Origin of the sequence: Qipengyuania sp. (assembly GCF_043423005.1) — a bacterium.
In the GTDB taxonomy this organism is placed as follows: domain Bacteria; phylum Pseudomonadota; class Alphaproteobacteria; order Sphingomonadales; family Sphingomonadaceae; genus Qipengyuania.
The window spans coordinates 20,736-43,445 of sequence record NZ_JBHWMI010000020.1 but is presented as its reverse complement, the minus strand read 5'-3'; the positions used below and the strand labels follow the sequence as shown (position 1 = coordinate 43,445).

The 22,710-nt window shown below is 65.2% G+C and carries 19 protein-coding genes and 1 tRNA gene; 13 read left to right on the top strand and 7 right to left on the bottom strand.

Annotated elements, in window-relative coordinates:
* Positions 1-168: 168 nt before the first annotated feature.
* Together ACHFFA_RS03745 and ACHFFA_RS03740 are read right to left on the bottom strand one after the other, a co-directional pair.
* Positions 169-546 (bottom strand): hypothetical protein, encoded by a 378-nt coding sequence (locus ACHFFA_RS03745; protein WP_394269501.1) that lies wholly within the window; start codon positions 544-546, stop codon positions 169-171.
* A gap of 140 nt (positions 547-686) precedes the next feature.
* Positions 687-1,856, bottom strand: a complete 1,170-nt coding sequence (locus ACHFFA_RS03740) for a tyrosine-type recombinase/integrase (RefSeq protein WP_394269500.1) — start codon at positions 1,854-1,856, stop codon at positions 687-689.
* Between the two features lie 75 nt (positions 1,857-1,931).
* On the opposite strand from ACHFFA_RS03740, the gene ACHFFA_RS03735 reads away from it, so the two are divergent.
* The 3 genes from ACHFFA_RS03735 to ACHFFA_RS03725 all read left to right on the top strand — a co-directional run bounded on the left by ACHFFA_RS03735 (position 1,932) and on the right by ACHFFA_RS03725 (position 4,775).
* Positions 1,932-2,029: transfer RNA gene (locus tag ACHFFA_RS03735), tRNA-Val, on the top strand.
* A gap of 197 nt (positions 2,030-2,226) precedes the next feature.
* Entirely contained in the window at positions 2,227-4,290 is a 2,064-nt protein-coding gene (locus ACHFFA_RS03730; protein WP_394269499.1) for a putative bifunctional diguanylate cyclase/phosphodiesterase, read from the top strand.
* An 8-nt stretch (positions 4,291-4,298) separates the two neighbouring features.
* Positions 4,299-4,775 (top strand): BLUF domain-containing protein, encoded by a 477-nt coding sequence (locus ACHFFA_RS03725; protein WP_394269498.1) that lies wholly within the window; start codon positions 4,299-4,301, stop codon positions 4,773-4,775.
* A gap of 71 nt (positions 4,776-4,846) precedes the next feature.
* On the opposite strand, the gene ACHFFA_RS03720 is transcribed toward ACHFFA_RS03725, so the two are convergent.
* The gene (locus tag ACHFFA_RS03720; protein ID WP_394269497.1) at positions 4,847-5,059 is read right to left on the bottom strand and encodes a hypothetical protein; all 213 of its coding nucleotides are present in this window, start codon (positions 5,057-5,059) and stop codon (positions 4,847-4,849) included.
* Between the two features lie 64 nt (positions 5,060-5,123).
* Positions 5,124-6,419: a sulfotransferase family protein gene (locus ACHFFA_RS03715; RefSeq protein ID WP_394269496.1), complete on the bottom strand. Its 1,296-nt coding sequence runs from the start codon at positions 6,417-6,419 to the stop codon at positions 5,124-5,126.
* Positions 6,420-6,548: 129 nt separating this feature from the next.
* On the opposite strand from ACHFFA_RS03715, the gene serS reads away from it, so the two are divergent.
* The 10 genes from serS (at position 6,549) to eda (ending at position 19,770) form a co-directional block, all read left to right on the top strand.
* On the top strand, positions 6,549-7,961 hold the full coding sequence (serS, locus tag ACHFFA_RS03710; protein ID WP_394269495.1) for a serine--tRNA ligase: 1,413 nt from the start codon (positions 6,549-6,551) through the stop codon (positions 7,959-7,961).
* Positions 7,958-8,719: a 5'/3'-nucleotidase SurE gene (surE, locus tag ACHFFA_RS03705; RefSeq protein ID WP_394269494.1), complete on the top strand. Its 762-nt coding sequence runs from the start codon at positions 7,958-7,960 to the stop codon at positions 8,717-8,719. Before serS ends, surE begins: the two co-directional genes overlap by 4 nt.
* Before the next feature lie 72 nt (positions 8,720-8,791).
* Entirely contained in the window at positions 8,792-9,829 is a 1,038-nt protein-coding gene (locus ACHFFA_RS03700; RefSeq protein ID WP_394269502.1) for a potassium channel family protein, read from the top strand.
* Between the two features lie 64 nt (positions 9,830-9,893).
* Positions 9,894-11,309, top strand: coding sequence for a 30S ribosomal protein S12 methylthiotransferase RimO (rimO, locus tag ACHFFA_RS03695; RefSeq protein ID WP_394269493.1), 1,416 nt, complete (start codon positions 9,894-9,896; stop codon positions 11,307-11,309).
* 199 nt (positions 11,310-11,508) lie between these two features.
* Entirely contained in the window at positions 11,509-13,788 is a 2,280-nt protein-coding gene (locus tag ACHFFA_RS03690) for an EAL domain-containing protein (RefSeq protein ID WP_394269492.1), read from the top strand.
* Between the two features lie 220 nt (positions 13,789-14,008).
* Positions 14,009-14,842, top strand: a complete 834-nt coding sequence (locus ACHFFA_RS03685; RefSeq protein ID WP_394269491.1) for a transglutaminase family protein — start codon at positions 14,009-14,011, stop codon at positions 14,840-14,842.
* 81 nt (positions 14,843-14,923) lie between these two features.
* Positions 14,924-16,375 carry a glucose-6-phosphate dehydrogenase gene (gene zwf, locus ACHFFA_RS03680; RefSeq protein WP_394269490.1) on the top strand — a complete coding sequence of 484 codons (1,452 nt, stop codon included), beginning with the start codon at positions 14,924-14,926 and terminating at the stop codon, positions 16,373-16,375.
* Positions 16,368-18,182 (top strand): phosphogluconate dehydratase, encoded by a 1,815-nt coding sequence (edd, locus tag ACHFFA_RS03675; protein ID WP_394269489.1) that lies wholly within the window; start codon positions 16,368-16,370, stop codon positions 18,180-18,182. The genes zwf and edd overlap by 8 nt, the downstream gene beginning before the upstream one ends.
* Positions 18,179-19,162: a glucokinase gene (locus ACHFFA_RS03670; protein ID WP_394269488.1), complete on the top strand. Its 984-nt coding sequence runs from the start codon at positions 18,179-18,181 to the stop codon at positions 19,160-19,162. The genes edd and ACHFFA_RS03670 overlap by 4 nt, the downstream gene beginning before the upstream one ends.
* Positions 19,159-19,770 (top strand): bifunctional 4-hydroxy-2-oxoglutarate aldolase/2-dehydro-3-deoxy-phosphogluconate aldolase, encoded by a 612-nt coding sequence (gene eda / locus ACHFFA_RS03665; protein ID WP_394269487.1) that lies wholly within the window; start codon positions 19,159-19,161, stop codon positions 19,768-19,770. The genes ACHFFA_RS03670 and eda overlap by 4 nt, the downstream gene beginning before the upstream one ends.
* Before the next feature lies 1 nt (position 19,771).
* Here the strand turns inward: eda and tilS are convergent, their stop codons facing one another.
* The 3 genes from tilS to ACHFFA_RS03650 form a co-directional block, all read right to left on the bottom strand.
* Positions 19,772-20,752: a tRNA lysidine(34) synthetase TilS gene (tilS, locus tag ACHFFA_RS03660; RefSeq protein ID WP_394269486.1), complete on the bottom strand. Its 981-nt coding sequence runs from the start codon at positions 20,750-20,752 to the stop codon at positions 19,772-19,774.
* Position 20,753: 1 nt separating this feature from the next.
* Positions 20,754-21,719, bottom strand: coding sequence for a tol-pal system YbgF family protein (locus tag ACHFFA_RS03655; protein WP_394269485.1), 966 nt, complete (start codon positions 21,717-21,719; stop codon positions 20,754-20,756).
* 96 nt (positions 21,720-21,815) lie between these two features.
* Complete coding sequence (locus tag ACHFFA_RS03650; protein ID WP_394269484.1) at positions 21,816-22,700, bottom strand: helix-turn-helix domain-containing protein; 885 nt, start codon at positions 22,698-22,700, stop codon at positions 21,816-21,818.
* Positions 22,701-22,710: the final 10 nt, after the last annotated feature.

The following is a 22,710-nucleotide window of genomic DNA, read 5'->3' as shown; positions in this document are numbered from 1 at the left end:
GGTGAAGCAGGCTGAGAGCCCGGTTGCCCTGATCCGCGTCCAGCATGAGCAACTCGATATCGAGTAGCTTGCAGATCGTGATCATGAGCTGGCTGGTCCACGTCTTGCCGTCCCCTCCGCCTTGCGCGAGGTTGGCGATGGCGATCCGCTTTTTGTGTTGCGCGGTGGTCATGCCCCTTCTCCCTTGAACCGGGTGGAGAAACGAGGATCAGCGAGGGGTGAGGTGAACTGTCTGGCTCTTACAGCGACCGCTGACGTGACCTCCGCATCATCGCCCGTTCCGTTCGCTGCGATGACAGTGGTGTCCATCGATTTCGATGGCGAAGGCACAGAGCTGGTTACTGATGGCGAATTCGCTTTGCTCTTGTTCAGGCGCAGGTCGCGCAAGACCTGGTTGAAGTGAGCCTGACTCGTTTCGCTGATCTGCTTCGCAGCCATCATCTCCTGTCGGATCGTGGCTTGCGATTTCCCGGCCTTGAGCTCGGCCTCGATGTATTTCGTCTGGCGCTGGATTGCAGCGGCCACGCTTCCCGTTCTGTATTTCATTGGTCGTAGTCCATTCGCGCTGAACCGGCGCGGCGGACCATCGCAAATGCGAAGGCATTGGAGCTTTTAGGATCGAGTGGTCGGAAACGACAAATGGGTGCTGAAACCGCACTGAGGCGGCCAAGGAGAGCAATGCATTTTCACAGTGCTAGACTAGCCAAAGCCTCATCGGCATCACCGCGCACCAAATGCCCATAGTGGCGCTCGATCATCCCGACGCTGGTTCCTGACAATTGCGCAACTGTTAAGATCGGCAACCGCGCCCTGATGAGGTCGGTAATCACACTGTGACGAATCGTATATGCTGAAGCAGCTGACGGCAGTCCACTTACGCGGACCGCGCTTTTGATTGGATGCTTCCAGGAATCCTTCGTCCAATGCAAACCACCAACGCGGGAGAAGATGGCTGCGGTAGGCAATTTGCCCTTCGTCTGCTCGGCAAGGAAGTCCGCTATCACTTCCGGAAGTGAAATCTGCCGCGGGTTGCCATTCTTGTCTCGACCGATGGTGAGTGTTCGGGTTCTTTTTTCGAAATCGCGAACGGTCAGACTGGCGAGCGCACCTGGGCGCAGTGGCAGGAGACAAAGGCCGTGCATAAAGGGCCGCGCTTCTTCATCACCTGCTTCGACCCACCTTTTCCGCTCAGCACGGTCGAGATAAAGCTCGCGCCTCCTATCCGCACCTTTGAATGGCTTCAAAGCCTCCTGCCACGCGGCATCGGTATTTGGCGCACCAAGTTTCAAAACCTGTCCCAACGCTGCCCTCAATGGCACCATATCCCGATTCACAGTGGACCGTTCTCGTTCCTTGGTTCGCACCTCCCCGATCTTGTTACGAGAAATTTTCGCCGGGGCTTGCTCTAGGCGCTTGCGCCAAGCGCGGAGGTGATGGCGCCGTAGGTTGTCCAGCTTGATGTTGGCCAGCGGATCTGAATATACGTGTCGCCGAAAAACGCCCTCGGCGATCGCTCCCGGTCGATCGATAAGATAAGACCGGCACGCATCCGCGACCGTCAATAATTCGACTGAGCGGATCCCCCCACTTTCCACCGCCTCGGCCCAACACTCTGCATCCCGTTTTGCATGAGTGAATACATCATGCCCCGACAAAGTGCCGTAATCACCCAGTCGCTTGCGGCGATACTTCCCAGACGCAGGATCGAACGCGCGGGCAAACCAAGTTCCCCGCTTGCCCTTTTTAGAAGGTCGGTATCCGACATAGCAGCCTTGGCGAAGTCGATGCCAATGAGGCTCGTCGCCAGGCTTACCCTTCAGCCTGTCCCTTTCGGCGATGCGACTCAAATCTGACACAGCCAGGTGTTAGCGAAATTTCCATGAAAAAAACATGAAAAACGTCGGCGACCACTAGCGAACGACCACGAAGTAAAAACAGTTGCTTAGGAGTCCATGACTGTTCGCATGAGTTCGTTTACCCTCCCTTCACACGGGTGGGGTCGCAAGTTCAATCCTTGCCGCGCCCACCATCTTTTCCGGCGGTCCCGATTGCGCATCGGCTGGCGTGCGCCGGGCCTCGCGACGACCGATCCGGGTGTCGGCCGGTCATTCAAAATTCGCTCCGTTTCGGGACTAGGTATCTTCCCCGTTTCGTTCGGAGAGGTTTGTTAACGCGCGTCTGCTTTGGGTCTTCGCCGGGTGCCATCCGCACCTGCACGGAGAAACGATGCGCGTACTGGCCTGCCTGACGAACGAGCATGACTGGCGCATCCTGCTGTTGGCTGTCGTCATGTGCGTCTTCGGTTCGCACGTGTCGGTCACCCTCTTCCGGCGCGCTCTCGACGAAGCGGGCACGACGCGGGCACACTGGACCTTCCTGTGCGCCGTTATCGCCGGGGCATCGACCTGGGCGACCCATTTCATCGCCATGCTCGGCTATCAGGCGCCGGTGAAGATCGGCTTCGATGCGACCCTGACCATCGCCTCTGTCATCGTGGCCGTGGTCCTGCTGATCCCCTCGCTGCTGATCGCCTGCCTGCCCGAGCGGCGAACCGCGATCGTTGCCGGCGGGGGGATGATCGGCCTTTCGGTTGCGGCGATGCATTATCTCGGGATGAGCGCCTATCAGGCCGAAGGCGTCATTCGCTGGCTGCCGGAGTACGTCGTTTCATCGGTAGTCGCCAGCTGCGCGATCGGCATGCTGTTCGTGGCGCGCATGCGCTCGGCCCCGCGCACCCGCTGGCGTGTCCCGCTGGCGACTGCGCTGCTCGTAACCACCATCGTCACGCTTCACTTCGTCGGCATGGCCGGCTTCGTCCTGACGCCGTTACCGGGGCTCGATCCGGCGGCCAATGCCGAGGTCTTCCAGGCGATGGCCAGCGCAATCCTGCTGGTCGGCATGCTGGTGGTGGGAGCGGGCGTTTCGACCCACATGATCGAGCGGCGGACCTATGCCAACTCGCGCGAGGAGCTGGAACGCATCGCCATGCACGATGCGCTGACCACGCTGGCCAACCGCCACAGCTTTACCGCCGCCCTCGAAGCGGAATGCGAAAGCCACCGGGCGGGCGGGCCGGCCTTTGCCGTGCTGATGATCGATCTCGATCGCTTCAAGCCGATCAACGATACCCTCGGTCATCCGACCGGCGACGTGGTGCTGCGCAAGATGTCTGCCCGGCTTTGCCATGCGGCCCGGGCGGACGATCTCGTCGCCCGCATCGGCGGTGACGAGTTCGCCATCATCGTGCGGCGGGTATCCTCCGCACTCGATGCTGTCGCGGTCGCACAGCGCGTCGTCGAGATCCTCGATCGGCCGGTCCTCGTTAACGGCAATGTGGTGGAAATCGGCGGCAGCGTCGGCGTCGCGCTGGCCCCCGATCACGGCAGCACCTCGCGCAAGCTGGTACAGCATGCCGATGTCGCGCTGTACACCGCCAAGGGGGAGGGGCGGAACCGTTACTGCCTGTTCGAGCCGCACATGCAGGAAGCGATGCAGGAGCGACGCCAGCTCGAACACGATTTGCGCCGGGCCTGCGTGCGCGAGGACTTCGAGGTCCATTACCAGCCGGTGTTCGATTCCGCATCGCGCGAAGTTACCGGCGCCGAAGCGCTGCTGCGCTGGACGTGCGAACGGCGCGGACCGGTTTCGCCAGCGGAGTTCATCCCGGTCGCCGAAGAGCTGGGCTTGATCAATCGGATCGGCGCGGCGGTCCTGAAGCAGGCCTGCCGCGATGCCGCCGCCTGGGATGGCAGCCTCGATATCTCGGTCAACATCTCGCCGGTCCAGCTGCTCGACCCGCGGCTGGTGCAGACGGTGATGCAGGCGCTGGCCGATTCCGGCCTTCCGGTCGAACGGCTGGAACTCGAGATCACCGAGACCGCCCTGATCAACAATGACGAGGTCGCGCTGCGCTCGCTTACCCGGCTGCGCAATCTCGGCGTGCGGATTTCGCTCGACGATTTCGGCACCGGCTATTCCTCGCTCAGCTATCTTCACCGGTTCCCGTTCTCGCGGCTCAAGATCGATCGCTCCTTCGTCGAACGTCTGCCGGACGATTCCGACAGCCAGTCGATCATCAAGGCGATCACCCAGCTCGGCGGCAGCATGGGGCTGACGATCACGGCAGAGGGGATCGAGAACGAGGAACAGATGGATTTCGTCGTCGGGCACGGGTGCGGAACCTTGCAAGGCTTCCTGCTCGGGCGACCGGTGCCGGGCGATCAGTTCCAGGACATTCTCGCCCGCGACGGGAAGGGCGCAGCCCCCCTCCCCGGCCAGGCAGCGGCATAGGCGCTCCGATGCATAGACTACTCTATACCAGCGAAGCCCGTCCGGTGGGCAGCGGCGATGCGGCGCAGGACGAGGTCCAGGCCCTGTGCCGGCGCTTTGCCGACGCCAACGCCGCGGTCGGTCTCAGCGGCGCGCTCATCTACATTGACCGCCAGTTCATCCAGGTGCTCGAGGGAACGCTCGACGTGCTCGAGGACCTGTTCGAGCGCATCTGCTGCGATTTTCGCCATGCCAATGTTCGCCTGATCGACCTCATGCCGATCGAAGAGCGCCTGTTCAAGGATTGGGGCATGGCGTGCCTTTCGGCCGGTGAAAGTTCACCGATCAACCTGCGCGACGAATTGAGCGAGGTGAATTTCCTCGTCGGCGTGAATGGGCGCGAGGCGGTCGACCAGATCCGCTCGCTCCTCAATCGTTATGGGGGCGGCGCCTCCTTCACCCAAGCCTCCGGGAGCGAACGCCTGGCCGAAGCCTTCGCCGCATAGAGGGCCCGTGATACAAAAAAGCCGCCCCGCAGGGCGGCTTCTTAATTGCGATTGCCCTTGCCGCCGAACGATCAGCGGCGTGTTGCCGGTGTCGAAGAACCCTTGTCGGTGAACTTCTTGGCAAGGTAACCGCCGGCACCCAGCGCAAGCATCGCCGGCAGGCTCATCCGGCGCAGCACGGTGGCCGCGATCACGCCCAGCGCTGCACCACTGGCCCCGCCGATGCCGCTGGTCTGCTTGGCGATCTTGTCGCCGACGAATGCACCGATAACCTTGCCGATCATGCTGTAAATCTCCTTTGATCCTGAAACGGGCCGGCGCCGCGGGGGTTCCGCATGCGCTCCATTCTCACGCCCTGGCGCGGAGCCCGCCCGGCGCGGGGGCTGCGATGTGCACGCCGAACGCGGAAATGTAGTCGGCGAAACGTTCGTGCACCTCCTCGCGGGGCAGACCGAAAGCCTCGAGACTGTATTCATGCGGTGTGTGCTTGAGCGCCGCCGAACGTTGCATGTATCGCGCCATCGCAGGCATGGCCGGTGCAGGGTCGAGCCCGAGGAACGCGTAAATCCTTCGCATCGTCGCCCCCCAGTCCCGCTCCACCTCTTCGTAATGCACGTCGATCATGCGGCTTTCCGGTATCGCCTGCCGCGCGGCGCGCATCCGGTCGATCATCAGCCCGCTCTTGCGCAGCCATTCGCGGCCGATTGCGTCCGGGTGAACATCGTCGCTGTAGATGCTGGTCTGGTTCCAGGCGAGCGAGGCCGCGCTGCCGACGATGCGTTCGGGATCGCGATGGGTGAAGATCAGCCGCGCGTCGGGGAACACCTCCAAGAGCGCCGGCAGGTCCAGCATGTGCTGCGGGGTCTTGAGTATCCACGGGCGCAGCGAGCTTTCCTGCTGCGACCAGCCGACGAGACGCAGCAGATTGGCCATGTGACGATAGGCCGGCACCGCCGACCGGTTTTCGCACCAGCGCGCATAGGTCGGCACTTGCCACTGGGTTTCGAACTTCATCCCGTAGAGGCTGGCGGCGATCAGTCCCAGTTCCTCCTCCGGTTCGTAGGGGCCGGTGGGATGGATCGACAGAGTGCGCGGGTTCGCCAGCCGCGCAACACGCATGATCCGCCGCGCCAGCACCGGGCGGAAATCCTGCGCACCGCCGGCCAGCACTTCGGTGAATTCGGGACGCGGGACGGGGCTGATGGTTTCGAAACTGCGCAGATGGGCAAACCTGCGGTCGCTGGCCAGAAGCCGGTGCAGCCGGGTCGTGCCCGAACGCATCGGCCCCACGATCACCACCGGGTTGCGTAGCGGACGGGCAAGGATTTCGGGATGCCTGGTGAACCACATCTGCGCCAGCAGCCGATCCCGCAGGAGGTGGTGCAGCGTGGCGGCCGCGGCAACCTCGCCCGCCGGATTGAGCCGCGCCTCCTCGCGCGCGCTGCGCAAAAGAACGGCCATCGGCTGCTCGAACCAGGTGTCGCCGAAATCCTCGAGCCCGGTTTCCCGGCGCGCATGGGCCAGCAACTCGTCCGCCTCGAGCGACACCGGCTCCAGCAAGCCGAGCCGGCGCGCGCCCGCCACCGCATGATTGAGAGCGCCGATGAAGCGGGTGCGGGGAAGCGGGCGTCCGGTTCGTGCCACTGTGTTATTCCTTCCCTGAACCTCTGGCGTGCTCGCTGCGCCTTATCGGGCATAACCGCGCCAGCGGATGAACGTGCCCGGCGGTTTCCCCACTGGCCAAGTGCGGGACGAGACGCCATAGCGCCGCCCATGCACGACATCGCCTTCATCCGCCGCAATCCGCAGGCGTTCGACGACGCCATGGCGCGCCGCGGCCTTGCCCCCGCGGCTGATCAAATCCTTGCTCTCGACACCGCCCGGCGCGAGGCGACGACGCGGGTGCAGGAGGCGCAATCGCGCCGCAACGAGGCGTCGAAGGCCATCGGCCAGGCGATGGCCAAGGGCGACAGCGAGGGCGCCGAGGCGCTGAAGGCGGAGGTAGCCCAGCTGAAGGCCGCGATGCCCGAATGGGAAACGGCCGAACGCGACAGCACCCGGCAACTCGAGACGCTGCTTGCCGGCCTGCCCAACATTCCCGCCGACGATGTGCCGCAAGGCGAGGACGAGAGTGGCAATGTCGAGGTCGCCAGCTGGGGCGCCCCCCGCGAGTTTGCCTTCACCCCCCGCGAACACGCCGATCTCGGCCCGCCGCTCGGCATGGAGTTCGAGACCGGCGCGGCAATGTCGGGCGCGCGCTTCACCTTCCTTCGCGGCGGCATGGCCCGCCTCCACCGAGCGCTCGCCCAGTTCATGCTGGATCAGCAGACCGGGGCACGGGGCTACACCGAGTGCAATCCGCCATTACTCGTACAGGACCACGCCGTTTATGGCACAGGGCAGCTTCCCAAATTTGCTGATGACCTCTTCAAAATTGGAAGAAGTAAAGGCCAAAAAGAAATCATCGAATTTCTGGAGGCAACGCTGAACGATTCCGAATTTATGGAGCTCGTTTTAATCAAATCACCTGATTTTGGAAAGAATGCGCAAGAACTTCTGACAATAGAGTCAACTGATCGCTGGCTCATCCCCACCGCCGAGGTCAGCCTGACCAATTCGGTGCGCGAGCAGATCCTCGACGCAGGCTCCCTGCCCCTGCGCCTCACCGCGCATACGCCCTGCTTTCGCTCCGAGGCAGGGGCGGCGGGGCGCGATACGCGCGGCCTTATCCGCCAGCACCAGTTCGAGAAGGTCGAACTGGTCAGCATCTGCGCGCCCGAGCAATGGCAGGCCGAGCACGATCACATGGTCGCCAGCGCGCAGGCCATCCTCGAGGCGCTGGAGCTGCCCTATCGCACGATGCTGCTCTGCGCCGGCGACATGGGGGCGACCGCGAAGAAGACCTTCGATCTGGAAGTCTGGCTGCCGGGTCAGGGCGCATACCGCGAAATCAGCTCGATCAGCTGGTGCGGCGATTATCAGGCGCGGCGCATGGATGCGCGCTATCGGCCCGAGGGCGAGAAGAAGACCCGATTCGTCCATACGCTCAACGGGTCGGGGCTGGCGGTCGGGCGGACGCTGGTGGCGGTGGTCGAGAACTACCAGAACGAGGACGGTAGCGTCACCGTGCCCGCGGTGCTCGCCCCATACATGGGCGGGGTAACGCGACTGGAGCCGGCGCAATGAAGATTCTCCTCACCAATGACGACGGCATTCGGGCGCCCGGCCTGGCCGTGCTCGAAGAGATCGCGCGGCAATTCTCCGATGACATCTGGATCTGCGCGCCCGACGAGGAGCAATCGGGCATGGGTCATGCGCTGACCCTGACCCGCCCGGTGCGGCTGAGGCGGCACGACGAGCGGCGTTTCTCGGTGACCGGAACGCCGACCGACGCGGTCACCATGGGGCTGCGCCGCGTGATCGACGGCCCGCCCGACCTTATCCTTTCGGGCGTCAACCGCGGGGCGAACCTTGCTGACGACATCACCTATTCGGGCACCGTATCCGCGGCGATCGAAGGTGCCCTCGCAGGGGTCCGCTCGATCGCGCTGAGCCAGGTCTATGCGCGGGAGGGTGCAGGCGATGCCTCGTCCTTCGCCGCGGCACGCGAATGGGGCGCCAGGGTGCTGCAACCGCTGCTCGATACGCCCTTGCCGAAACGCACGTTGATCAACGTGAACTTCCCTCCGCTTCCCGCCGATCGGGTTCGCGGCATTCGCGCGACCCGGCAGGGTTTCCACGACTATTCACGCGGTACCGTCGTCGAGGGGCGCGATCCGCGCGGCTTCACCTATTACTGGTTCGGGCTGGAACAGATCGAACATACGCTCGATCACGGCACCGATCTCGAGGCGGTCGACGAAGGCTTCATTTCCGTTACCCCGCTTCAGCTCGATCTGACGCATCATTCCTCGCTCGGGACGCTGGGCGAACGCTATAGCTGACGCGGCCGGGCTTGACTGCGGCCCGGCACTCGCACAGCACCGGCGGGCATGAGCGATCGGCACGCCCCGACCATGACGCAGCGGCAAGCCGCGCTGCGCCGTACCCGTGCGCTGCACCCGCTCAAACGCGCTGTCGCCATTCCCGTCTGGGGCGACATCGGCATCCGGCTGGGACTGGCGTTCTCGCTGATCTTTCTCGTGATCATGATCCACTGGTGGGATCGCGAAGGCCTGGTCGACAACCACGACGGCGTGGTGAGCTTCCTCGACGTCGTCTATTTCACGATGATCTCCATCACGACCACCGGCTTCGGCGACATTGCCCCGATATCCGACCGGTCACGACTGGTCGAAGCCGTCATCGTGACGCCGGTTCGCTTTGCGGTCCTCTTCATCTTCGTGGGCACCGCCTACAATTTCCTCATCAAGCGTTCGTGGGAGAAATGGCGCATGTCCCGTATCCAGCAGCAGCTTTCGGACCACATCGTCGTGCTCGGCTACGGAATTTCCGGGTCCGAAGCGGTGGCCGAACTGATCGAGCGGGGCGTCGATGCCAGCACCATCGTGGTGATCGATCCGAGCGAGGAGCGGTTGCTCGATGCAGAGGCGCTGGGCTGCAACATCATGGTTGCCGATGCCACCCGTGACGAAACGCTCGAAGCGGTGCGGATCGCTTCGGCGTCGAACATCCTGATATCGGCGGGACGCGACGATACCACCATCCTGATTACCCTCACCGCGCGTTCGCTGGCCCCCACTGTGCCGATCAGCGTGGTGGTCCGCGCCGAGGACAACGAATCCCTCGCCCGGCAGGCCGGGGCAAACAACGTGATCAATCCGGTGCGCTTTACCGGGCTGCTCCTCGCCGGGTCCGCCAAGGGCGAACACATCGCCGATTATCTCGCCGATCTCGCCTCGGTTTCGGGCCGGGTGCAGCTGATCGAGCGACCGGTGAAGCCGAGTGAGATCGGCAAATCCATCGATCAGCTGGACAGCGGCGGGCGGGGTCTGCGCGTCTATCGCGACGGCCGCGCCCTTGGTTTCTGGGACGAGGAATGCTGCACCTTGCAGGAAGGCGACACGGTGGTCGAGATCGTCCGCACCGAGTAACCGGGGCCGCTCCACCGGCAATGCTGGCAAATTGCCGCGTGAGGGTGTAAGGGCGCGCGCAATCATGTCCTACCCTGTTTCCGCGATCCCCGACCAGAAAAAGGTCGGCATGGTCTCCCTCGGCTGTCCCAAGGCGCTGGTCGATTCCGAACGCATCCTCACGCGGCTGCGGGCCGATGGCTATGCGATGAGCCCGGATTACGCCGGCGCCGACGTGGTGCTGGTCAACACCTGCGGTTTTCTCGATTCGGCGAAAGAGGAAAGCCTCGAGGCGATCGGCGAAGCGATGGCGGAAAACGGCCGCGTGATCGTCACCGGTTGCATGGGCGACGAGGCGGCGGCCATTCGCGCCCGCTTCCCGCAGGTGCTCGCGGTCACCGGGGCGCAGCAATACGAGGAGGTGGTGAGCGCGGTACACGAAGCCGCTCCGCCGTCGCAGGGGCCTTACGTCGATCTCGTGCCCGGCCCCGCGTCCGCGCGAAGGCGGGACGAAGAGGCCGACGATTACGTCAAGCTTACTCCGCGGCACTACAGCTACCTCAAGATTTCGGAAGGCTGCAACCACTCCTGCGCTTTCTGCATCATTCCGCAGCTGCGCGGCAAACTGGTCAGCCGCCGGATCGATGCGGTGCTGCGCGAGGCGGAGAAACTGGTTGCTGCCGGCACGCGCGAGCTGCTGGTCATCAGCCAGGATACCAGCGCCTACGGCGTCGACATCCGGCACGAGGAACGCCTGTGGAAGGGCGCGCCGGTGCGGGCGCACATGACCGACCTTGCCCGCGAACTCGGCCAGCTGCGCACTCCCGAGGGGCGGGCACCCTGGGTTCGCCTGCATTACGTCTACCCCTACCCCCATGTCGATGCGGTCATCCCCCTGATGGCCGAAGGGCTGCTGACCCCCTATCTCGACATTCCCTTCCAGCACGCCAGCCCGGCCGTGCTTCGTGCGATGCGCCGCCCGGCGAACGAGGCGCGCGTGCTCGAACGCCTGCGCAATTGGCGCGCGATCTGTCCCGACATCGCCATCCGCTCGAGCTTCGTCGTCGGCTTTCCCGGCGAGACCGAGGATGACTTCCGCTATCTGCTCGATTGGCTCGAGGAAGCGCAGCTCGACCGGGTGGGCGCGTTTCGCTTCGAGCCGGTCGAAGGCGCGCGGGCCAACAGCCTGCCCGATCCGGTGCCGGAAGCGGTCAAGGAAGAACGCTATGCCCGCCTGATGGAAGTGACCGAGCGGATCAGTGCCGCCCGGCTTGCCGCCAAGGTCGGTCGCACGCTCCCCGTGATCATCGACGAAGTCGGACTGCCGGACGAAGATGGCGATATCGGCGCGACGGGGCGCAGCCAAGCCGATGCGCCGGAGATCGACGGGCAGGTGTTCTTGCGTGATGCACCGCACGGGGTGATGCCGGGCGATATCGTCGACGCGGTCGTGGAGGAAGCCGACGCGCATGACCTGTACGCCCGTTTTGCGGCAGTTTGACCGGCGAGCCAGCTTCCACTCGGGTGGATCTCTTAACCATTACCTGACGCGCAAACCGGGCGCTTGCGCGGCTGGCGGAGACAGATTTCGCACGGTCTCAAGCTTTTCTTAATCTTGATCGCGGAAACCCGTGGTCGCAATGAAGAGACCCGCCCCTCCGGCGTCGCCATCCGCAGCCCCCGCCCCGTCGCGGTTCGGCATGCCGCGCGCCGCCTTCCAGCGGGTCAAGAACGCCCTGATCGCCACGGGCATCGCGATGCTGATGGCCTTGGTCGTGATGCTGGACCCGGTGGATCAGTACAGCTGGCTCGTGCAGACAGATCTGGTTTCCAGCGAACCATCCGGCGACATCGTCTTTGTCGGTGTCGAGGCGGCCGAGCATTTCCGTTCGGCGGAGGCGCAGCGTACGGAACTTGTCCGGACGTTCGACGCACTCAATGATGCCCAGGCAGCAAGGGTTTACGTCGATTTCGTTTTCGACGAACGCTCCAGCAGTGTGGCCGACGAAAAGCTTGCCACCTCTCTCGCTCGACTTGGTTCGCGTGCCGTGCTGGTAAACCAATTGAAGCGAGGTCCGGACGGAAACTTCCGTGTGTTGAGCACTCGCGAGGATATCGCCGGCAGAACGCGGTTTGTTTATCATCGGCAGGCTGTCAATTATCTTGGCCTGGCTTGGGATGACCTGACTGCGCATCGCGTCGACGGCAGGTTGGAACCCTCGTTCTCGGCAGACCTGGCCGGACGGGCGAGCCTTACGCAGCATCAATTTCCAATCCAGTACTCGACGCCCTTGCATCGTATCCCGACGATCTCCTCAAGATCTTTGGTCGAAGAACCGACGGATCGAATGAACGATACGATCCGCGGCAAATTTATCGTCGTAGGAACGATTCCCCGCTCGAAGTCAGCCTCGGTCCGCATTCCCGGACATTTGAGCGTATCGCCCAGCTATATTCCCCTCTTCGCGGCCGAAACTCTCAAATCCGGCCGCACGCTGCATATTCCTCCGCTAATCTCATTGATGACCTTCTCTCTTTTGTTGGTCGGCACGGCATACTTCCATCGCAAGAGAGGGCGACACCTTACTTATTCGATGCTGGTCACCGCGATACCCGGCCTCTTCCTTTTCGCGGCCTTGGCGGGAATACGTATCGAACTTTCGTACTGCGCCGCCCTGCTTGGTATTTACGGCGCGCTGTCCTGGTGGACCCGCTGGAAAAACCGGGTCGAGACGACCGATGCCGATACGGGGCTGCCGCGGTTCAAGGTCCTCGAGCAGGATCTGGCGGCAGAAAAGGGCTACATTGTCGTCGCCAAACTGCATGGTTACGAGCGGGTGCTGAAGACCCTGTCCCGCGAAGCACAGGCCAAATACGTCCTGAAACTGGTCGAGCGGTTGCGCGCGGCGGATGCCGAACTGGCGATCTATTTCGAATCGCACTTCCTTGCCTGGCATGCGCCGGAACAGGACGCCGAGGCAATCTGCGTGCACCTGTCGGGGTTGCGGGCGATTTTCGCCAACCCCGTCCGCATCGATGACGTCACGCTCGACGTAGGGATCACCTTCGGCCTGTGCCGCATCCATCAGCAGCCCCGCGAAGCGCTCGGTGCGGCGATCGCCGCCGCCGAGGAAACCTCAGAATCGCACGAACCGATCAAGCTGGCCGATCCGGGATCGCCGGTCGACGCCTTGTGGGACATGTCGCTGCGATCGCGGATCGACGACGCCATGGCCGCGGGCGAAATCTACTGCGTCTATCAGCCGAAATACGACTTGCGGTCGCGTGAACTCATCGGCGTCGAGGCACTGGTTCGCTGGGAAGACGCGGATCGCGGCTTCATCCCTCCCATGCATTTCATCGAGCAGTGCGAGAAAGCCGGACGGATGGAGATGCTGACCCGCTATGTCCTGCAGTCCGCCTGCAGCGCCGGCCGCCTGCTGCATCTGCGCGGCAAGAACGTCTCGGTCTCGGTTAACATCTCGGCCACCCTATTGTCCGACATGCGCATCGTCGGACTGGTCAACGATACGCTCGCCGCAAGCGGTTTTCCGAGCCGCCATCTCGTGCTTGAGATCACCGAGACAGCGAGGATCGCTGACATCCGCAAGGCGGCGATCATCCTCGATGCCTTGAAGATGCTGGGGCTGCGAATATCGATGGATGATTTCGGCGTCGGTGCCGCGAATTTCGAAACCTTTTTCGAACTGCCATTCGACGAACTCAAGATCGACCGCCTGTTCGTCTCCAACATCACGCGCAGCGCCAAGGCCCGCGCCATCGTTTCCAGCGTCGTTGCGATCGGCAACCATTCGGGCATCACCGTCGTCGCCGAAGGGGCGGAGGACGACGCGACCCTGCAGACCCTTGCTCATCTCGGCTGCACGCAGGTGCAAGGCTATGTCATGGCTGCCCCGCTGACCCTACCCGAACTCATCGACGACCTGTCTCGTTACGGACCGGTGCGAATGGCAACATAGTTAAGGCTTTACAAACACCGATGGTTAATGCAGCGTTCTCCTGGGCATTCAACAGGAGGACCCTATGTGGAACATGTGGGAATACTTTTTCGGCAAGCCGAGCTGAGGCTTTCCTGAAGAAGTGAACGAAGGGCTCCCTCGCGGGGGCCCTTTTCTTTTGCGCCGGAACCTCGCGGTCGCCTCTTCCCGGCATCGCTCCGCAGGTCTAGCGAGCGCCCGCATGCGTATCCTCATCGACTCGGCCTTTGCCTTCAACCTTCGCAGTCGCGGCGACGTGCTCTTGCAGTTCGAAGCCGCCGCCATCCCCGAACAACGCATCCTGTCATCCGAAACCCGGCTGACCCCGTCGCATCATCAGTCCCGTGTTCCGGCGCAGGACGATGTCGGCGAACGCATCTGGATCAGGGCCGAGGGCCAGTTCGAAGTTGGTTACCGCGCCGAGATCGAGATCGAGCGCAAGGTCGCCGAGGTGGCATCGCTCGATGCCCTGCCGCACCACATCCTCCCGGGCGAAACGGTGCAGTACCTGTTCGACAGCCGCTACTGCCCGGCCACGCGGTTCCAGTATTTCGTCGAGGCGCAATTCGGCCGGACGAGGGGCGGCGCGCGAATCGCAGCAATTCGCGACTGGATCGCCGACAATCTCGCCTATGAACGCGGTTCGTCAGGCTCGCAGACCGATGCGCTCGACAGTTTCGTCGAGAGGCGCGGAATCTGCCGGGACTTTGCCCACCTCCTGGTGACCATGGCCCGCGCGAGCGCGATCCCGGCGCGGTTCGTCGCCTGTTACGCCCCTGGTGTGACCCCCCAGGATTTTCATGCCCTCGCCGAGGTATTCCTGTGCGATCCCGATACCGACGGCGGCGGTACGTGGCAGATCGTCGATGCCACCGGCATGGCCGATCCTGCCGAGACTGTGAAGATCGGCATCGGCCGCGATGCGGCTGACGTGAGTTTCATGACCAGCTTCGCTGACAGTTCCTTTTCGTGGAGCGAGGTCGACGTCCGCCGCGCGGAGACCGTCGATGAACAGGACCAGGGCGGCAGCGGCTGAATAGGAATGCATACCGCTGGCCCGGCGCTCCGCTGACTGTTACCCCGCTCCCAGACTTGTGACGGAGCGATCGCCTTTCCGATGCCGGACAGCCCCTTTACCGCCGACCGATTGCTGCTCTTCGGGGCGACCGGGGATCTGTCCCAGCGGATGCTGCTTCCCTCGCTCTGCGCGCTCCATGATGACGGCCTGCTGGCACGCGATCTGAAAATCGTCGCCACCGCCCGTTCCGAAATGAGCAGCGAGGCGTTTCGCGATCTTGCCCGGGCCGCGCTCGAACAGCATCTTGCGGCGAACCGTCGCCAGGACATGGACGAATTCCTCCATCGCCTGGCCTATGTTCCGGTCGATGCGACGACGCCTGAGGGCTACGACGAACTCGCCCGGCAGATCGGCGACTATTCGGACGGGCTGGCGATCTTCCTGTCGACCGCGCCCAGCCTTTTCGAAGCGACGATCGCGGGGCTGGAGCGGGTCGGCCTGACGCGGGGAAAGGTCCGCATCGGGCTGGAAAAACCCCTTGGCAGCGACCTTGCTTCGAGCCGGGAAATCAACGACGCGGTCGCCCAAGCCTTCAGCGAGGACCGGATCTTTCGCATCGATCACTATCTGGGCAAGGAGACGGTGCAGAACCTGCTGGCGCTGCGCTTTGCCAATATCCTGTTCGAACCGGTCTGGAACTCGAACTATATCGAACATGTCCAGATCACTGTCGCGGAAACGGTCGGGCTCGAATCCCGGGTCGCCTATTATGACGACAGCGGGGCGCTGCGCGACATGGTGCAGAACCACATGCTGCAATTGCTGGCCCTGGTCGCCATGGAGCCGCCGACCCATTTCGAGGCGACGGCGGTCCGCGATGAAAAGGTCAAGGTCCTGCGCGCCCTGCGGCGCACAGCCGCCGGCGAGGTGGTGAGCGGCCAGTACGAAGGCGGCGCCCTCGACGGTGAACGGGTGCCGGGCTACGCCGAGGAGCTTGGCAAGGACAGCATCACCGAAACCTTTGTCGCGATCAAGGCGCACGTCGACAACTGGCGCTGGAAAGGGGTGCCGTTCTACCTGCGCACCGGCAAGCGCCTGCCCGAACGCGTGACCGAAATCGTCGTCCAGTTCCGGCAGGTGCCCCATTCGATCTTCGCCGGGCGGGGAGCGAAGGCGCTGCCGAACCGCCTCGTGATCGGCATCCAGCCGACCGAGAACATCCAGTTGACCATGATGGCCAAGGTGCCGGGGCTGGGACGCGAGGGCATTCGCCTGCGGCCCGTTCCGCTGGACATCGCGATGCCCGATGCCTTTTCCGACGTCGAGCGGCGGATCGCCTATGAAAGACTGTTGCTCGACCTGATCGAGGGGGACCAGACCCTGTTCGTCCGCCGCGACGAGGTGGAGGCCCAGTGGGAGTGGATCGACGCGATCCGCGCCGGGTGGCAGGATGACGGCATGACGCCGCGCCGCTATGCCGCCGGCACCTGGGGGCCGAGCGCCGCGATTGCCCTGACCGAACGCGACGGGGTAAGCTGGCATGATGAATAAGCCGCTCAACGATGCCATCCACCGGGTGACGAACCGGATCATCGAACGATCGCGCGATAGCCGCGCCGCATATCTCGAACTGATGGACCGCGAAAGCGAGCGGCAGGTATCGCGCACCAGCCTGTCATGCTCCAACTTGGCTCATGCCTTCGCCGCGGCACAGGAGGATCAGCAGGCGATCAAGCAGGCGCGTGGCCCCAATCTCGGCATCGTCACCGCCTACAACGACATGCTGTCGGCGCATCAGCCCTATTACCGTTATCCCGAACAGATGAAGGTGTGGGCGCGCGAGACGGGCGCGACGGTCCAGGTTGCCGGCGGCACCCCGGCCATGTGCGACGGGGTCACCCAAGGGCAGGATGGCATGGAGCTGTCGCTGTTCAGCCGCGACGCCATCGCCCTGTCGACCGTCATCGCGCTCAGCCATGCGATGTACGACGGGATCGCGCTGCTCGGCATTTGTGACAAGATCGTCCCCGGTCTGCTGATGGGCGCTTTGCGTTTCGGCCACTTGCCGGCGGTGTTCGTCCCGGCCGGGCCGATGCCCACGGGCATCTCCAACAAGGAAAAACAGCGCGTCCGCCAGCTCTATGCCGAGGGCAAGGTCGGGCGGGCGGAACTGCTCGACAGCGAGAGTGCGAGCTATCACTCGCCCGGCACTTGCACCTTCTACGGCACCGCCAATTCCAACCAGATGATGATGGAGATGATGGGCCTCCACGTGCCCGGCGCGTCGTTCGTCCAGCCAGGCACGAAGCTGCGTCAGGAATTGACCCGCGCAGCCACCCACCGGCTTGCCGAACTGGGTGGTAACGGCGCCGCGTCCCGGCCGCTCGCCCGGGTGGTGGACGAGAAGGCCGTCGTCAATGCGGCGATCGGGCTGCTGGCGACCGGCGGGTCGACCAATCACGCGATCCATATCCCCGCATTCGCGCGGGCTGCGGGAATCCTGTTCGACTGGAACGATCTGGCCGAGCTCAGCCATGCGGTGCCGCTGGTCGCGCGGGTTTATCCCAACGGGGCGGGCGACGTAAACCATTTCCATGCCGCGGGGGGCATGGCCTACGTCATCGGCACGCTGCTGGACGAAGGGCTTGCCCATCCTGATATCCTGACGATCTGGGACGATGGGTTTGCCAGCTACGCTACCGAACCCGGGCTTGAAGGCGAGGGGCTGGCGTGGCGCGCGCCGGGGCCATCGGGCGACGAGGAGATGCTGCGCCCCGCTTCGGCGCCGTTCCAGCCCGACGGAGGCTTGAGGCTTCTGGAAGGCAATCTGGGACGCGCCTGCTTCAAGTCTTCGGCGGTCGATCCCTCGCGCTGGACGGTGACTGCGCCCTGCCGGGTGTTCGAGGACCAGCATGCGGTCAATTTGGCGTTTGCCGCCGGCGAACTCGACCGTGACGTGGTCGTCGTCGTGCGCTTTCAGGGGCCGCGGGCCAACGGCATGCCCGAACTGCACAAGCTGACGCCGGCGCTTGGCGTTCTCCAGGATCGCGGATACCGGGTCGCATTGGTGACGGACGGACGCATGTCGGGAGCAAGCGGAAAGGTCCCGGCCGCGATCCACTGCACGCCCGAGGCCCTTGGCGGGGGGCCGCTGTCCCGCCTGCGCGATGGCGATATCGTGACCGTGTGCGCCGATAGCGGCGTGCTTTCGACCACGGCCGACCTCGCTGCGCGCGAAGCGGCCGACGCCCCGCCGCCGGCCAGCGGCATGGGACGCGAACTGTTCGCGATGTTCCGGGCGCAAGCCGATGGCGCCGAGCAGGGAGCGTCGGCCATGCTGGCGCTGGCGAGCCTGTGAGCGATCTGGTCGCGGTCGATATCGGGGGGACCCACGCACGGTTCGCCCACGCGCACGTCGATGATGACGGAGGCATCGCGCTGGGCGAGCCGGTCACGCTGCGCACCGCCGATCATGCCAGTTTCCAGACCGCGTGGGAGCATTATCACGACCTTGCGGGCGGAACGATCCCGCCGCGCGTCGCGCTGGCGATCGCCGGACCGGTCGGGGGCGAAGTCATTCGCTTCACCAACAATCCGTGGATCATCCGGCCGGCCCTGATGGAGGCCAAGCTCGGGGTCGAACGATGGACCATCGTCAACGATTTCGAGGCGGTCGCCCATGCCGTCGCCCGCGCGCCGGAGAGCCAGTTCGCCCATCTCGCCGGACCCGGCCAGCCGCTTGCCGCCGAAGGGACGATCAGCGTCATCGGCCCCGGCACCGGTCTCGGTGTCGCGCATCTGTGGCGCAGCGGGGCGGACTACCGGGTTCAGGCCACGGAGGGCGGCCATATCGACTTCGCCCCGCTCGACAGCATCGAGGATGCGATCCTGGCCCGCCTCAGGCGCCGCCATACCCGCGTGTCGATCGAGCGGGTCGTCTCCGGCCCGGCCATCAGCGACATTTACCAGACCCTCGCCGCGCTGGAGCATCGCGAGACGCGCGACGAGGATGACGTCGCCATCTGGACCCGCGCTCTCGACGGGTCGGATTCGCTGGCCGCCGCGGCGCTCGACCGGTTCTGTCTGTCGCTCGGCAGCGTGGCAGGGGACATCGCGCTGGCCCAGGGCGGTTTCGGCGGGGTCGTCATTGCCGGCGGGCTCGGTGCACGGCTGCGCCATCATCTGCCGCAATCGGGCTTTGCCGAACGGTTTCGCGCCAAAGGCCGCTTCGCCGGCCTGATGGCGGGCATTCCGGTCAAGCTGATCACCCATCCGCAGCCCGGCCTGTTCGGCGCGGCTGCGGCCTTTTACCGCCAGCATGGACAGGGCATCCGATGACCATCGAGGAAATCATGCGCACCGCCCCGGTGATCCCGGTGCTGGTGGTCGACGATGTCGAACACGCCGTCCCCCTTGCAAGCGCTCTGGTGGCCGGCGGCCTGCCGGTGCTCGAAGTGACCTTGCGCACCGCAGCCGCGCTCGACGCGATTGCCGCGATGAAGTCTGTTGACGGCGCGATCGTCGGCGCGGGCACGGTGCTCAATCCCGACGATCTTGCCGCGGCGATGGGCGCCGGGGCGGAATTCATCGTTTCCCCCGGGCTGACGGAACCGCTCGGCCATGCTGCGCTGCGCGAACGGGTGCCGTTCCTGCCGGGCATCGCCAACGCCGGCGACATCATGCGCGGGCTGGACATGGGCCTCAACCATTTCAAGTTCTTCCCGGCGATGGCGGCCGGCGGCCTGCCAGCGCTCAAGGCGCTCGCCGGGCCGTTCGGCGGGTGCCGCTTTTGCCCAACCGGCGGGATCGACGAGGGAAGCGCAGCCGAGTGGCTGGCCCATGAGGCGGTGCTATGCGTCGGCGGGAGCTGGGTCGCCCCGCGCGGTCCGGTTAACGAGGCATCGGTGACGCATACCGCCCGCCGCGCCGCAGCGCTGCCCCGCTAGATCAGCGGCCGCGCGGGTTCTCGCGACGGAAGATCCACACCTGGCGATCGCCTTCGCCTTCGGCCCGGTAGTGCAGGCCGCCGGCATTGCCTGCCTCCCCGGCAATCAGCCGCGCCACGATCCGCGCAGCGAGGCTGCGGGCGATCGGCTGGCCGAATGCGCGATAGATGCTGCAGATCGCCTCGCAGCGGATCAGGGCGGGCGCATCACTGGCCCGCGCGGCATACCGCGCCTCGCCGTCTGCGAAGGAAACCTGCGCGGCAATCTCTTTGCCCGCCGCCCAGGCAAGTGCGCCCTCGGCCTCCTCCAGCAAGGCCGCGCTGCGGGCGATGCCAACGGGATCGAGCCAGTCCGCCCCGGTCAGCGCCCGGCGCAGGCGTACGCGATCGAACCGGGGGTCGTCGTTCGACGGGTCCGCCACCGCGTGCCAGCCGGCTGCCGCGACGATCTGCGCAAGTTCGGTCCGCCGCCACCCGAGCAGCGGGCGAACCAGCGCCGCCCCCATATCCCCAAGGGCTTGCCGCGGCCTGATACCGGAGAGGCCCGACAGCCCGCTGCCCCGGTTGAGCCGCATCAACAGGGTTTCGGCCTGATCGTCGAGCTGGTGGGCAGTGGCGAGACCGGCGAGCCCGCGTTCCTCGCACCACCGCGCAAGTGCCTCGTAGCGTGCCTCGCGCGCGCGCTCCTGCAAGTTCCCCGGCGGCACGGTTACGCTCAGGATGCGGCAGGGGACGGCTAGGTCTTCGCAGCACTGCGCGACGAAGGCGGCCTCCTGCGCACTGCCGGCACGCAGGCCATGATCGACCGTTCCCACCTCGATGCGGCCCGGCAGCGCGGCGTGGGCGAGCAGCAGCAGCGCGAGGCTGTCCCCCCCGCCCGAAACCGCCAGCCCCAGCCGTGCATCGTCGCTGTCGATGGCCGCCCACAGCTGCGCGAGATCGGCCCGGAACCGTTCGACCAGTTCCGGGGCGATGGTGTTCATGTCAACTGCACGTCACCTTGGCGCGGTTGGCTTCGTACTGGGTGCGCAGCCGCCCGGTCGCGAGCGCGGGGTAGGTTTCGCCGAACTCGGCCAGCGCGATGCAGGCACGCGTCGTGTCCTTCAGCGCGATCATCGCCTCGGCCAGATACAGCAGGCTGTCCCCCGCCCGCGCGCCGGTCTTGTCGTCCTGGTAATTGCGCAGGAACCAGGGGGCAGCCTCTGCCGGCTTGCCATTGTCGAGATAGGCGCGGCCCAGCAGATTGCGGCCGAAACTGGCGCGCGAATGCGTGGGGTAGCGTTCCACGAACAGTGTCAGCTGCTGCTGGGCCTCTGGATAGAACCCGGCCTCCCACAGGCGGAAGCCGTAGCTGTATTCATCGTCGCCCGGATCGTTGGTCTGCGGCTTGGTGATCCGTTGCACCGCGGCAAGCCGTTGGGGCGAGGGACGCGCCGCAGCTGTCGTCGGCGCGGCGGTTGCGGTCGGCGTGGTCGCCGGACGGGCGGCGCCGGTGGCCGCCGCAGGTCCAGTGGCAGGGGCGATGCCGGTCGCCGGGGCGATCGCCGCCGATCCGGTCCCCGTCGCCGGAGCGAGCGCCGGGCCGCCGCGCGCCTCCAGGGTTTCGACCCGCGCCTGCAACAGCCGCATCGCGTTCCCGGATTCCTCGTATTGCGCGGTCAGACGCTGCAACTGGCCCTCCAGCGCGTCGAGCCGGGCGAGCACGTCGGTCAGCGCGCTGGTTGTCGGTGCAGGAGTGTTGGCGGCCTGTGCCGGGGCGGTGATCTCGGGCTCGAAATAGCGGCCGCTGCCGCCGGGAAAGACCTTGCGTTGCAGGGCGCTGACTTCGGCTTCCAGCTTCCTGATCCGTGCCGCCTGATCCGCATCCTGTGCGGCAGCGGGCGTGCCTGTGATGATCAGCGCGGCAGCCAGCGCGCCCGTTCCCATAACGCGGCGAGTGCGTACGAGCATATCTTCAAAACCTCCTCATCCGTCCAGCACGGTCTAGGCGCCTATCCGTGATGCAGACAAGCTGTCGCCAGCCTGAAATCCGCAGCGGCGTATGGCTCAGGGGGTCGCCTGCCCGGCGCCCGCAGGGGTGGTTGCCGCCGCCGGACCCTCTGTTGCATCCGGGGTGCCCGCCGCCGCCGGGCCTGCTGCACCGCTGCGGCGTGCCAGGAGAGCGGCGGCGCTGACCGGCACGTCGCGAATGATTTCGTCCTTGTCGGACAGGGCCGGAACCGGTTTGCCGCCGACGGTGATCGCCAGCGCATAGGGCCGCCCCGTCCACACCTGCGGCCCTTCGGCATCGGCGGGTAGCGTATAGCTGTCGCCCCGGTTCATCTGCGCTTCGTAAAGGCGCTCGCCGTCCGCCTCGTAGAATTTCACCCACGTCCCGTCCATCGTGCTGGTGAAGACGACCGGCCCGGCCCCGGCAGGCTGCGGAGCAACAGTGCGTGCGCGCTGGCCGGCCTGCCCGGCGGCTGCCGTGGTCGCGCTTGGCGCGGTCAGCGGGGCGGGCCCCATTCCAGGCGAAAGGTAGCTGCGATAGAAAGCGATGATCCCGCCGATCAGCAGCACCGTCGCCAGAACGGCGAACCAGGCAAGCCCGCGACCGGGAACCCGCGCCGGATCGCCCGGCTCGAACTTGGCGGGCTGCGCCGGCCGCTCGCTCTGCGAGGTTGCGAGCTCGGCGCGTACCTGATCGAGCACGGTGCGTTCGTCCAGCCCGAGCAATCGCGCATAGGTGCGGGTAAAGCCGATCGCATAAGTGCGTGACGGCAGCGCGGCAAAGTCGCCCCGCTCGATCGCCACCAGATGACGCTGGGGAATGCGGGTTTCGGCGGCAACCTGCTCGACCTCCATCCCGGCAGCCTCGCGTGCCGCGCGAAGCTGTGCGCCGACCCCCAAGGCCTGCGCCTGTTCCTCCCCGTCAACCGTCATTTCGTCCATATGCGTCCCG